The 12,651-nt window shown below is 43.6% G+C and carries 13 protein-coding genes; 6 read left to right on the top strand and 7 right to left on the bottom strand.

Annotation, left to right across the window (positions count from 1 at the left end; all coding sequences use genetic code 11):
• Window positions 1-113: 113 nt before the first annotated feature.
• On the bottom strand, window positions 114-749 hold the full coding sequence (locus tag BLV00_RS16635; protein ID WP_093046092.1) for a phosphatase PAP2 family protein: 636 nt from the start codon (window positions 747-749) through the stop codon (window positions 114-116).
• 105 nt (window positions 750-854) lie between these two features.
• Between BLV00_RS16635 and BLV00_RS16630 the strand changes: the two genes are divergently transcribed.
• Together BLV00_RS16630 and BLV00_RS16625 are read left to right on the top strand one after the other, a co-directional pair.
• Window positions 855-1,289 (top strand): ferritin-like domain-containing protein, encoded by a 435-nt coding sequence (locus BLV00_RS16630; protein WP_093046091.1) that lies wholly within the window; start codon window positions 855-857, stop codon window positions 1,287-1,289.
• Window positions 1,290-1,410: 121 nt separating this feature from the next.
• Window positions 1,411-2,589, top strand: coding sequence for a M20 family metallopeptidase (locus BLV00_RS16625; RefSeq protein ID WP_093046090.1), 1,179 nt, complete (start codon window positions 1,411-1,413; stop codon window positions 2,587-2,589).
• On the opposite strand, the gene BLV00_RS16620 is transcribed toward BLV00_RS16625, so the two are convergent.
• The 3 genes from BLV00_RS16620 to BLV00_RS16610 all read right to left on the bottom strand — a co-directional run bounded on the left by BLV00_RS16620 (window position 2,586) and on the right by BLV00_RS16610 (window position 5,829).
• Complete coding sequence (locus tag BLV00_RS16620; RefSeq protein WP_342722962.1) at window positions 2,586-3,299, bottom strand: EcsC family protein; 714 nt, start codon at window positions 3,297-3,299, stop codon at window positions 2,586-2,588. The two genes, BLV00_RS16625 and BLV00_RS16620, sit on opposite strands and share 4 nt — an antisense overlap.
• Window positions 3,300-3,878: 579 nt before the next feature.
• Window positions 3,879-5,093 carry an ABC transporter permease gene (locus BLV00_RS16615; protein ID WP_093046089.1) on the bottom strand — a complete coding sequence of 405 codons (1,215 nt, stop codon included), beginning with the start codon at window positions 5,091-5,093 and terminating at the stop codon, window positions 3,879-3,881.
• A complete protein-coding gene (locus BLV00_RS16610) occupies window positions 5,086-5,829 on the bottom strand; it encodes an ABC transporter ATP-binding protein (RefSeq protein WP_093046128.1) in 744 nt (247 codons plus the stop codon). Before BLV00_RS16610 ends, BLV00_RS16615 begins: the two co-directional genes overlap by 8 nt.
• 501 nt (window positions 5,830-6,330) lie before the next feature.
• On the opposite strand from BLV00_RS16610, the gene BLV00_RS16605 reads away from it, so the two are divergent.
• The 3 genes from BLV00_RS16605 to BLV00_RS16595 all read left to right on the top strand — a co-directional run bounded on the left by BLV00_RS16605 (window position 6,331) and on the right by BLV00_RS16595 (window position 7,973).
• On the top strand, window positions 6,331-6,765 hold the full coding sequence (locus tag BLV00_RS16605) for an HIT family protein (protein ID WP_093046088.1): 435 nt from the start codon (window positions 6,331-6,333) through the stop codon (window positions 6,763-6,765).
• Between the two features lie 121 nt (window positions 6,766-6,886).
• Complete coding sequence (locus tag BLV00_RS16600; protein ID WP_093046087.1) at window positions 6,887-7,411, top strand: tryptophan transporter; 525 nt, start codon at window positions 6,887-6,889, stop codon at window positions 7,409-7,411.
• A 151-nt stretch (window positions 7,412-7,562) separates the two neighbouring features.
• Window positions 7,563-7,973, top strand: a complete 411-nt coding sequence (locus BLV00_RS16595; protein ID WP_093046086.1) for a YtxH domain-containing protein — start codon at window positions 7,563-7,565, stop codon at window positions 7,971-7,973.
• A 783-nt stretch (window positions 7,974-8,756) separates the two neighbouring features.
• On the opposite strand, the gene BLV00_RS16585 is transcribed toward BLV00_RS16595, so the two are convergent.
• From BLV00_RS16585 to BLV00_RS16575, 3 genes are all read right to left on the bottom strand, one after another.
• Window positions 8,757-9,695: a glycine betaine ABC transporter substrate-binding protein gene (locus BLV00_RS16585; protein ID WP_093046084.1), complete on the bottom strand. Its 939-nt coding sequence runs from the start codon at window positions 9,693-9,695 to the stop codon at window positions 8,757-8,759.
• Between the two features lie 76 nt (window positions 9,696-9,771).
• Window positions 9,772-10,617 carry an ABC transporter permease gene (locus BLV00_RS16580; protein ID WP_093046083.1) on the bottom strand — a complete coding sequence of 282 codons (846 nt, stop codon included), beginning with the start codon at window positions 10,615-10,617 and terminating at the stop codon, window positions 9,772-9,774.
• Complete coding sequence (locus tag BLV00_RS16575; RefSeq protein WP_093046082.1) at window positions 10,601-11,803, bottom strand: quaternary amine ABC transporter ATP-binding protein; 1,203 nt, start codon at window positions 11,801-11,803, stop codon at window positions 10,601-10,603. The genes BLV00_RS16580 and BLV00_RS16575 overlap by 17 nt, the downstream gene beginning before the upstream one ends.
• A gap of 286 nt (window positions 11,804-12,089) precedes the next feature.
• On the opposite strand from BLV00_RS16575, the gene BLV00_RS16570 reads away from it, so the two are divergent.
• Window positions 12,090-12,614 (top strand): GbsR/MarR family transcriptional regulator, encoded by a 525-nt coding sequence (locus tag BLV00_RS16570; RefSeq protein WP_093046081.1) that lies wholly within the window; start codon window positions 12,090-12,092, stop codon window positions 12,612-12,614.
• Window positions 12,615-12,651 lie beyond the last annotated feature (37 nt).

The raw sequence follows: 12,651 nt of genomic DNA, 5'->3' as shown, positions 1-12,651 counted from the left end.
ATGTCTTTAATCCCTTCTTTCCAGGATCCTTCCTTGTCTTTATTATCACAAAAAAACCCCCGGGCAGTAACGCACGGAGGAATGGTTTCTTCTCCGCCTTAAGACGGAGATGATTATTTTCTTTTTTTTACCCAATGATAGATAGAAAGCCAGATGACCACCACAAGGATACCGAAACTGAATCCAGCTACCACATCGGTCAGATAATGCACCCGCAGGATGTAGCGGCTGAACCCTATCAATAAAATCAATACCATGCCTGAAGCGATCATCCAGATGGCAGTTTTCATATTGTTCAATTTTCCTATTAAAAAATAAATCAAGAGTCCATAAGTAACCATTGAAACCATGGCGTGTCCGCTGGGATAACTCAACCCTGTTCCATCGACGCTCTCCAATATACGGGGGCGTTCCCGCTCTACCAAATGCTTGATTAAGAAATTGGCACCATAACCGACCGCCACCCCGAGCACAAGCATAATCCCTGCAATCAGATCTTTAAAATACAGCCACAGCACCAGGCCAAAGATAATTGCAATCGTATATAAAGCTATGCTTGAGCCTAATTCTGTAACCCAACGGAAAATGGCTTCGATACTTGTGCCTTCGATGTCAGCAACAAACTGATTCGCCCAGCGGTCGATGGCCGGTTTCCCATTCCCTTTCACTTCCATCGTGAAAATGACAACAGAGAGCAATGCCAGGATTACCATAGCAGCCAGAAAGTACCGTTGTTTTTGTGTCAACATCCCTAACACCTCTATTCTTCATTACGATACCCACTACTACGTTTATTAAAAACAATCCAGGGAATATTACCTGTGGATGAAGAATAATCGAAAGGGTGATAATCAATGGATGAAAAAATGAAAGAATTAATTGAAGGTTTAAATGAAGATTTAGCGAATGAATATGCCGCGGCTATCATGTATACCTACAATGCATCTACTGTGGATGGGCTTTACTACTCTGTGCTAAAGCCATTTTTCGAAGGGGAAATCGGTGACGAACAAGGCCACGCTCTGTATCTATCGGAAAAAATAAAGATCTTAGGTGGTACTCCGACGACTACGCCGGCAGAAGTCAAACAGTTTACAAACGTCAAGGATATGCTGGAAGAAGCACGTAAGTCAGAGGAAGACACGATCAACCGCTACGAAACACGTAAAAAGCAGGCAGAGGAACTAGGCCTTACCGAACTGGTCGTAAAGCTTGATGATATGATTGCTGATGAAACGCATCATATGGAAGAGATGGAACGCCTGTTGGCTGATCCTCGTTTATCCTAAAAACCATTAAGCGCTCTGACAAATGACCGTCAGAGCGCCTTTCTATTAATTGAACTATTCTGACACTGACCGAGGATGTGGTAGAATAAGGACACGCAAACTGTAAAGGAGGAGCTAATCGATGTGGCAAGAAATCTTCACGGCAATTGATCAGGCATATGAAGAAATGGTAGAGATCAGGCGATATTTACACCAATATCCTGAAGTATCATTCAAAGAAGAAAAGACAGCCAAGTACATTGCAGATACATATGAACAGCTCGGTATCCCCTATCAAGCACACGTAGGTGGAAACGGGATCATCGCCAGGCTTGAAGGTGATAAGCCAGGAAAGACGGTCGCCCTCAGAGCCGACTTCGATGCATTGCCGATCCAGGAAGAAAATGATGTACCGTATAAATCAAAAAATGACGGCGCCATGCATGCGTGCGGCCATGATGGTCATACAGCAACCCTACTGTCCCTCGCCAAGGTACTGGTGGACTATCAACACGATTTACCAGGCACAATTGTATTTTTGCATCAGCATGCGGAAGAATATGCCCCTGGTGGAGCGAAACCGATTATCGAAACCGGTGCATTAGAAGATGTGGACGCAGTTTTCGGTACCCATCTATGGGCTACAACTCCCTTAGGGACCATCGAAACCGCCAAAGGTCCCTTTATGGCTGGAGCAGACCGATTTGAAATTCTCATCAAAGGGAAAGGCGGGCACGGAGCCCAGCCCCACTTAACAAAAGATGCATTGGTCATTGGCTCCCAGCTTGTCACCTCGTTGCAGCAAATTGTCAGTCGGCGCCTTGACCCGCTAGAGACAGCCGTTGTCACCGTCGCACAATTTGAATCAGGTACAGCGTTCAACGTCATCGCAGACACTGCCAAACTCACGGGAACCGTGCGTACCTTTGATGCGGATATCCAGGATACGATTATCGAAGAGATGGAAAAGATCATCAAAGCCTCCTGCCTCCCTTATGATGCAGACTATCAATTCGATTATTACAAAGGCTACCCTCCGGTGATCAACCATGCGGATGAGGCAGACCTGATCCTGAAGCATGCTCACGAGGCAGATGAAACCTTAACTGCCAGAGAAACAGCACCAAGCATGGCCGGAGAAGATTTCGCTTATTATCTGGAGGAAAAACCAGGTGCCTTTTACTTTACAGGCGCAAAAATCGAGGGACATGCTTATCCCCATCATCATCCGAAATTCGACATTGATGAAAGAGCGCTCCCGCTTGCGGCAAAAACACTGCTACAGGCGTATCGTTCCTATCAGGAAAAGCATGCTTATTAATTTCGAAGCAATCGGAGACGGTAGCAGTTCATGGCCGTCTCCCCTAATTGCTCCAGCAAGCGCGTATTGGCTACTGCCCCGACAATAGCACCGATGCCCGGCAGCAGCTGTAGCATTTTAGCAAAATCGATGGTATCACGATATTCTAACTGCAATGTTTTCCAATCGACTTCCCGCCATTTTTCTTTCTCCTCTTCCCAATTAGCTAGGATCATCGCTACCTCTTTTTGATTGGCATCGCTGGAAAAAGCGAGCATGAAGACTTGCAGGATATACATCCGCTCCCGATAATCCCTTACCTCATAACCGTAGATCTGACCGACGTCAAACAAAAATTTCATTTTAAGGCTGAGCAAAAGGGGAAAATCAGCCATCCCCAGCCATAATCCTCCCGCTCCTGTACCTGCGCCTTCAATGGCAGCGGTCCGCTTATACTTTTTCAATCGTTTGTGTACCATTTCTTCCCTCTCCCTGAAAGAGGCTTCCGATGATATTTCTACTGGATCGATATAATCGGAGCTTGTTAATGCAAGCTCAATCATTTTTCGGATACTTTCCGTTACGACATGGTGAACACGCTCTGGTATTTTTTTGTTGATTTTCTTCTGAAACTGCTTAGATGAACGCTGCAATAATGGTGATCGTTTGCTTAACGACTTCTCCCATCTTTTCGCTTCTTTAAGTACAGTCTCCTCGTAAGCTGTCAACATACTAATCACTCCTAAACTGGTTGGCTCTATATTACTATTGGTGGCGAAGAAATTCACTCCCTCCCCCCTTAATAAAAAAGCTCTGTTAATCTCAGTGTTAATTTTACAGCTAAGCTCCCAATTGCTTAAGACTCAGTTTCAAGATAGTAGAGAAATGGGTTCTTGGAAATAACTCGCTTTCCACGGGGAAGACGGCACTGTTATGGTAGTTGATCTTTATTTTCATCTTCATAAACAGAATGGAATTCAATCGATTCCACCTAAATTTTCAATTCAAGGGGCGTAGGGAAACGGTGAGACTCCTCGAAAATGCTACGCATTTCCTTCGTGCGTGGGTTAACTCAAGGTGAAAATGCAAAGTCCTGTGGAAGCTGAGTGATAGATGAGGCCCCGCAAGACGAAGCCTGAGGAGACTCAGCACACGCCCACGGAAAGCGAACCGTTTCCTGAAGCCCTCTTATACACATGAAAGCCTCGGAATCGAGTGTCTTCAACTTTACGGCCTTAAAATTAAATTATTCAACAATAACCTTTAACAGAGCCAAAAGAAAAAAGAGGCTTGATTTCAAGCCCCTTCGCTTATGTCAATCTTGGTTTGATATAGCTTTGGGTAAACAGCCAGCTGAAAACCGCACCGCCGCCCCAGACGAGGACGAGGCCGAGCAGATTCCACTGGATAATAAACAGCAGTCCGAATAAAAAAGTCTGAAACAGCATCAGCATAAGCAGCCATTTCAGGACGGCCTGCTGCCTCCATTCCTGTTTCAATGGATATAAATCCATCCAGGCAATCGTCCGGTGATGGTTCCACAGTGTCATCATCTGGAAAGCACTCAAGTAGAGGAACAGAATCGCGAATGCTACCTTCACCCAGATGTTCGGGACGTAATAAATCGCCAGCCCGCCGATGACAACCAGCCTGAAATACATCCCCACATAATCGCTGCTGCGAGCAAACGTAATCCGGTATAGATAATCAAACGATTCGGATTGTTTGTAAGGTACGGGCTTCACTAGCAACCCGACAAGCCAGTGGCGTTTTTTGATCGTATTTTTTAAATGTGGGACATCCGTAAACATATTGGCGATCCGGTAGAACGCCCGCATCCGCGCCTGGTCTTTTTCCACGAGGACATCCCATACAAGGCCAGGCTTTTTCTTAGCTAGTGTATAATTGTACATGGTGACGCCGAACAGCAAGACGGTGACTATACCTGCGAACAGCAATTCGCCAGCCGCGAAAAAGTAAAAGACGACGATATTGAGCACGATACGGATCAACAGATCCCAAAGCCTGGTGGTAGCATTACGCTCTTTCAACATCCACCAGTTGGCGAGCATATTCCAAACTTTGAAAATTAACACCACTAGAAGCATCAATAAATAATAATTGGTTCCCTGCTCAGGATAGCTCGCGAAATAAAGCGGACCTAATGCCGCCCCCACAAGCAGTACCAAATATAGCTGGATGACATAGCTGTAATAAAGGCAACGTTTGAAGTAGTCATCCAACTGATGTTCTGCCGGCAGCAGGAACACGAGGTCCGGCTCCTTTAATAGAGTTCGCACCGGACTATAGCTGGCAATCAAACCAAATGCGATGCCCACAATCAAAGCGGTTGGAAAGTTTTCCGGTAAATTGGCCAGCCATTGCTGATAGTAGAAAGCCAGGGCGGAAATGAAAAATATCATGGCGACCGCGATATGGCCATTGAAAATATATCTTAAGTACCTTCCTGTTTCTTTGGTATGCTCATTGAACCTTTTCAGCCAAAACGCTTTTGCATCAATCATGGCTCTCTTCCTTTGTCAATTGGACATATAAGTCATCCAACGATGAACCCGGCATCCGGAACGATTCACGAAGCTCCTCCAGCGTTCCTTTGGCACGAATTTCACCATCATGCAAAATAACGAAACGATCGCAGTATCGTTCGGCCGTCGCCAAAATGTGGGTAGACATCAGTACACCTGCACCTGCCTGTTTCATTTCCTCCATCAACTGGAGATAGGACTGGATACCAAGCGGATCAAGTCCTACAAACGGTTCGTCGACAATATACAATGAGGGCTCGATCAAAAAGGCGCACATGATCATCACTTTCTGCCGCATCCCCTTGGAAAAATGAACAGGAAACCAGTTCAATTTCTTTTCCAGCCGAAATTCTTTCAAAAGCGGATTCAGCCGTTGTTTGAACTGTTGTTCCTCTATCCCATAAGCCATCGCAGTCAAATGCAGATGTTCGTACAATGTCAACTCGTCATAGAGTATCGGCATTTCCGGAATGTAAGCCATTTGCTGGCGATAAGCTTCCGGATTTTCTTCAAACCGTTGTCCGTTGACCGCTACTTGTCCTTTTTTAGCCTGCATCATCCCGATGATATGTTTGATTGTCGTACTTTTACCGGCACCATTCAAGCCAATCAGTCCGACGATTTCATTTGGATAGACATCAAAAGAAATCCCATGCAATACATTTTTATGTGTATATCCTCCATGGAGGTTGTCGATATGTAATAAAGGTTTCATAAAACCATCCTCTCTCCATTGCAATCCTTCATTATAGAATTTTACCATTCCCCACATCCTATGCCAAAAAATTCTTGTGCATATTTTCTTTTCATTTCGACAAACTACGTAGTAAGGAGTGAGGCAATACCCGTTTCACAAGGACAATTTCAACTAGTGGTTCAACCACGAAATGAGGTGTCAGTGAAAGATCATTCATGAGCCGAATTCAGATTACCCATGCAAATGAGGTGTTGACAGAAGGCTTATAAACGGTTTCCTATCCGAAATTCCGGAAGCCTTTCCAATTGAATGGCTTCCCTTTTTGAAAGTAGGCAACAAGTTCGATCTATTGGCTTCACTCCTTTTATGGCAGAGTACCGGTTTCGGTGCTCTGTTTTCTATTTTGCAGGCATGATTCGGTAAAATATATGTTTTACGTCTTTCTTCCTTGTCGGATGTTTCTTAACAAAGGAAAGATTGTGGTACAATACAATCAACTATTTTAAAGGAGTGAGTGTGATGAGCCATAATGAAGATTGTATCTTTTGCAAAATCGTAGCAGGTGACATTCCTTCTGCTAAAGTATATGAGGATGACGACGTTTATGCCTTCCTTGATATCAGCCAGGTGACGAAAGGGCATACGCTCATCATTCCAAAAAAACATACAAAAAACATTTACGAAACCGATGCAGAAACTGCAGGAAAACTGTTCACTCGCGTGCCTCAGGTTGCTGCAGCTATTAAAGAAACGTACCAGCCGATCGGGATGAACTTGTTGAACAACAATGAGAAGCCTGCCGATCAATCCGTATTCCATTTACATATCCACCTCATTCCGCGTTATGGCAAAGGAGATGGATACCGTTCAAACTGGGAAGTGCATGCAGAAGAATATAGCCCGGAGGACCTTCAGAGAATCGCTGGAGAAATCAATCAACACATATCTTCCTAAACAGATACTTTGCTGTTGGACAATGTTTTGATATAATGTACCTATACTTTTGCAAACGGTCATGAGGACACGTTTGAAAAGTAAATGTAGTATAGATTAGTTGAGAAGAGGAGAGAATAAAGTGAATATTCGTATTTTAGTCATGCTTTCATTACTTGTTGGTATTGGTGCCGTTTTACATGCTATCATGCCGCCATTCTTTTTAGGAATGCGCCCTGATATGCTGTTAGCGATGATGTTTCTGGGAATCATTTTATTTCCTAAATTCAAATATGTGATGATCCTATCCCTGGCGACAGGATTCATTTCTGCACTTACAACAACAGTACCTGGAGGTCAGATTGCGAACATTATTGATAAACCGTTGACCGCATTAGCTTTCTTCGGGTTATTCATCGCCGGGCGTAAATTTGTGAAGCAAAATATCTATGCCCCTGTATTGACAGCAGTAGGTACGATGATCAGCGGAACTATTTTTCTCAGCATCATCCTTTTTATCATCGGTTTGATGGAGGGAAGCTTCGCTGTCATGTTTGCTACTATCGTGCTGCCGACAGCTGCGATCAATGCCATTGCAATGATGGTCATATATCCTGTAACCCAGGGAATTATGAAACGGTCACAACTAAGTGCTAGTTATCAATAACATTCCTCAACCTCTGGCTGCCAGGCTGGGGGTTTTTTTACTACTGGAAGACATATTCCCAGAAACTTTTGATATTCTTTTAAAAAGGGTTTCATTTTTACATATAAAGAGAAAATAATCACAAGAAGATGTTTTGAAAGGGGTTTTGTTCATGGCAAACGGTAAATCGTTATTTTTGGGCTTCATTGTTGGAGGAGTAGCAGGTGCAGCCTACACGTTAATGAATACGAAAACATCAGGGGAAGAATTCCGTGAAAACGCGAAAGCCAAGAGCGCGCAGCTGAAAAATACTGTCTTCAAATTGAAAGATGATGGCGTGCAATTGAAAGATCAAATCATGCAAACTTCTAAAGAAGGCGCCGAACTGATCAAAGACCTTTCGGAAGATGTGAAATCATCCATCGAAAGCTGGAAGAAAACCGTTGAACCACACCAGAAGAACATCCAAAAGTACCTCGAGCAAATTGAAGAAAGTTTGAAAGAATTAGAAGAAAAAGCTAAATCAGAACAAAACACTTCCCGTCAAACTCCACCAATGGAAGATCCCGATAAGAAAGAATAAATCAAATGCAAAAAGCTCCGTTTCCTGATGGAAGCGGAGTTTTTTTCGCACGTATCAAAATTGCTTTGCCATTTAAGCTCCCCTGTTGGGTCCGTTACCATGAGAGGCATGGGATGGGCAGGAAAACGACTCGCTTTCCAGCTTCATCGCCTAGACACTCGCGACATAAGCCTGCCATCAACGGGAAGAAAGAGCCCTTCCCTTTTGCTGTTCTGCTTATGCGTGTCGTGTCTCCCAAGGCGATTACGCATTCATTTCTTTCCTGCGGGGGACCTGGCAAGCTTCCACGTGCTAAAGCCCTGCAGGATCTTGCCTAGCCCCTTCTCCCGCGGGAGTCTCGACGTTTCCCTTCCATCCAGCCAGTTTTGTACTAAACAGACCCTTCCAAAAAGAGAATGGTGCACAACTTAACCCTTCATCCTGATGCATTTATAAAGGATATACAGAGGCCAACGTCTTTTTTCAATATTCATAGGGTGATTTCCAGAACTTCCTATGATGGCAAGGGGCGTAGGGAAACGGTGAGACTCCAGTGGGATTTGAGTGATAGATGAGGCCCCGCAAGGCGAAGCCTGAGAAGACTCAGCACACGCCCACGGAAAGCGAATTGTTTCCCGAAGCTCCTAAACCCCAACAATATCCGAAATCAAGTCTTCGACTTTACGGCCATTATGTTGAATAAGGTTTTTATGAAAAACAACACTAACATTTATCTGAGACCTTTAATTTAAAGGCATGCAAAAACCCCGCTCTTTAAATGAGAGCGGGGTTATAAACATCTAATTATTCAGCTGGTTGAAGGTCTTCGATAGAATCGACGTCCATGTATTTCGGAACGACAAGACCGATTTTTGCACCAGTCAAGTTAGCACCAAGATCGACAAGGTCATCTTTATGATCTTCGTATTGAGAACCATGAGTTCCAGGCAGCCATGCAGCAACCATACCATCTGCTTCACCAGATGCAACTGATTCCCACATCGGGCCATTATCCAAAGCAGTCATTGTTACATCAAAACCTTGCTGTTGCAGGACATGACCGATGACATTAGTGGATGCAATTTCAGAGTCCCAGTTCACATAAACCAATTCGATTTCTTTACCATCGACTTTTTCTGCACCTTTTGTCCAGGCTTCTACTTTATCGGAATTACTTTCTACCCAATTCTTTGCAGCTTCCTCTGGAGAAGAACCTTCTTCAGAAATCTCCAGCATAACCTTTTCCATGTCGCCTGTTTCCCATTCAAATTGATCTAAAATCTTATGAGCGTTCGGCATATCTTCTTCTAAGCCTTTACGTACCATTGTTTTGATTTCTTCTTCACCGCCGAATACTTCTTTCGGATCTTCAAGATATTTCAATTCAAACTTTGCAAACTTCCAGTGTGGCGTCCAGCCAGTCACCACGATCGGTTCCTCATTTTCATAAGCACTAGTAAGTTCTTGCGCCATTGCACCACTGGAAGAGGTTGAAACTTCCCAGCCATTTAGGCTGTCATATTCTTCTACAGCTGATTGCGCTGAGCTGACTACTCCAGCACCAGCTTCAATACCTGTGATGGTGTAATCCATTTCTTCACTATAGTTAGGTGCTCCACTGTCCCCGTTGTTTCCTTCATTGCTGCTGCCGCTTTCTTCCTCGCCGGATCCACAACCTGCAGCTACTAGAGATAAAGATAAACCTGCAACCATACCAAGGCGTTTCCAGTTTACATTAAACATAAAATAATCGCTCCCCTTTTAATAGTTTTTTATATGAGAAGACCAGCCTGAGCTGGCCCTGATCCACATTTATCCCTTATTGACCTTTTTGCGTATTCAAATTCTGCGTAAAGCGATCGATGATAATCGCCAGAATGACAATTCCAAGACCGGCGACGAAACCAGTACCCACGTCTGCACGCTGCAGACCGGTAATTACCGTCTGTCCAAGTCCCTTTGCCCCGATCATGGAGGCAATGACCACCATGGAAAGTGCGAGCATGACCGTCTGGTTGATTCCGGCCATTATCGTCGTTTTGGCCATCGGCAGCTGGACTTTAAATAGCTTCTGCATACCGGTGGTACCAAATGAGTCGGATGCTTCAATCAATTCTTTTGATACTTGCCGGATTCCTAAATTCGTGAATCGGACGGTTGGCGGGGTCGCAAAAATGACAGATGCGAATACACCAGGAACCATACCGATACTGAAAAATGCAACCGCCGGAATCAAATAAACAAATGCAGGCATCGTCTGCATAAAATCAAGTACCGGAGTGAGAATAGTCTGTACGGTCTTACTTTTTGCCATCCAAATTCCAAATGGAACCCCGATGATTACAGAAATCAGACTGGCAAATATGACCAGGGTGAATGTGTTCATCAGTTCTTCCCACAATCCCTGATTGCTGATAAACCACAAACCGATAACGGAAAAAGCTACCAAACCAAATCGTTTTCCTGAAGCAAAGAATGCCAGGATAGCAATGACTGCTATGAACAACCAAATAGGAACGGCCATAAGCAGATCTTCCGCAAAGAATTCAATGAAGTCTCCAAAATCTTCTTTAATAAAATCAAATAAAAATTCAAATGTATCTGTTGTCCATTCTGTGGCGTTGTCAATCCACTCGGCAACAGGCAGCTTAGGAATGATTTCCATTGATAGACACCTCGCTTCCTGCTAATGCAGCAATCACAGCTCCCCTGACAATGATTCCCTTCAGCTTGTCGTCCTCAACGACAGCAATTGGAACTGGAGAGTCATGTATCATATTAAAGATTTCGTGCATGGTCGTATGCATATCCGCTTTCGGTACATCCGTATGAAGAATATCATGCAGATCTTTCTTGTCTTGTTTCGCAGCAGCAGAAACGTCATCAGCAGTTACATAGCCATACAATTTACGCTTTCGATCGACGACATATATGCTGGATAACCCTTCTTTGCGCATTCTTTCTAATGCTGCGCGTGGACCATGTTTTTCAATGTCTACGGTTTCCGGACGCTTCATGATGTGCTGAGCCTCTAAGACTTTGGAGCGGTCGACATCCTCGACGAACTTCTCCACATAGTCGTTGGCTGGATTGACAAGAATTTCTTCCGGTGTTCCAATCTGAACAATTTTACCGTCTTTCATCAAAGCGATCCGATCGCCAATCCGAAGTGCTTCATCCAGGTCGTGAGTGATGAATAGAATCGTTTTCTTCATATTATCCTGAAGCTCTAGCAGTTCATCCTGCATTTCTTTACGGATCAATGGATCCAAAGCAGAGAAGGCCTCATCCATCAGCAGTACTTCCGGGTCATTTGCCAACGCACGAGCCAAGCCGACACGCTGTTGCATTCCCCCAGATAATTGGGATGGGAATTGATGAATGTACTCTCCAAGCCCTACCATATCCAATGATTCTTTGGCAAGCTTGCTCCGCTCTTCTTTATCAATCCCTTGCACTTCCAGACCGAACTCGGCATTTTGCAAAATTGTCCGATGAGGAAAGAGGGCAAACTTTTGAAAAACCATACTCAATTTTTCACGTCGTACGTTACGTAAATCCTGTTTGTTCATTTTAGCCAAGTCTTCTTCATCGATCATGACGCTTCCTTCAGTCGGTTCAATCAAACGATTGATCAGACGGACCAGCGTGGATTTACCACTTCCGGATAAACCCATAATGACAAAGATTTCTCCTTCTTCTACTTCAAACGAAGCACGGTTGACCCCTACCGTGTTCCCTGTCTTTTTCAGTATTTCTTCTTTGGATAATCCTTCATCAAGCAATTTAGTCGCTTGCTTGGCATTCTTTCCAAAGATTTTTGATAAATTTTCAACTTTAATTACGGGCACGAAATTCACCTCACTAAAACTTTTTGTCTAATTTCTATGATTATTATTGCCCATTCCTTATCTTTCACCCTACATACTGTAACGCACTTGTAATAAAAAGTACAAACAATAAACTCAGATAAAAAAGTATGAAATTTACGTACAGTTTAAACTGTATAAAATTTAAACCGGAAAATACGTACTTTTTCTTTGATTTTCAAGAAAATACATGGTCATCTGCTATTTTTATTTTTTTCCACCTTACTATAACGTGTTAATTGGTCAATATTTGAAAAAGGAGGATTTTATGGCTCCTAACTCCCAATTTTTAGAAGAACTCCACACCAAAGTGATTCATGAATTCTCTAAGACACTGGAAATGTTCGCATTGTCACCAGCAGAAGCCCGCTTGTTTGTCACCCTCTATCTTCACGGGGAGCCGATGACGCTCGATGAAATGAGCAAGGCATTAGGAAAAAGTAAAACCGCCATGAGCAACGGGATCAAAAGCCTGGTCGAGCTGAATCTTGTTGAACGTGTATGGAAAAAAGGGGTAAGGAAAGACCTTTACCAGGCGGATGAAAATTTATATCGAAAGTTCATGACTTCCTATATTCAAAAATGGCTGGATGCTGCTCAACAGCAGGAACATTCCTTGAAGGAGATCGAATCGACACTTGAACAAAAGGCTGACCAATTACAGGAACCTGGGGAAATGGAAGAAATTGAGGAACTATACAACCGGCTGAGGGATGTGATTCGCTTCCATCGATTGATCAATGAAAAATTCAGTGATATGAAACCTTCTGCTCAGGAAGCTTCAATAAAATAAAAAAAGATGAATCTCCCCGTTAATGGGATAGATTCAT

The organism is Thalassobacillus cyri, assembly GCF_900107755.1.
In the GTDB taxonomy this organism is placed as follows: domain Bacteria; phylum Bacillota; class Bacilli; order Bacillales; family Halobacillaceae; genus Thalassobacillus; species Thalassobacillus cyri.
This window is presented reverse-complemented; position numbering and strand designations above follow the sequence as displayed.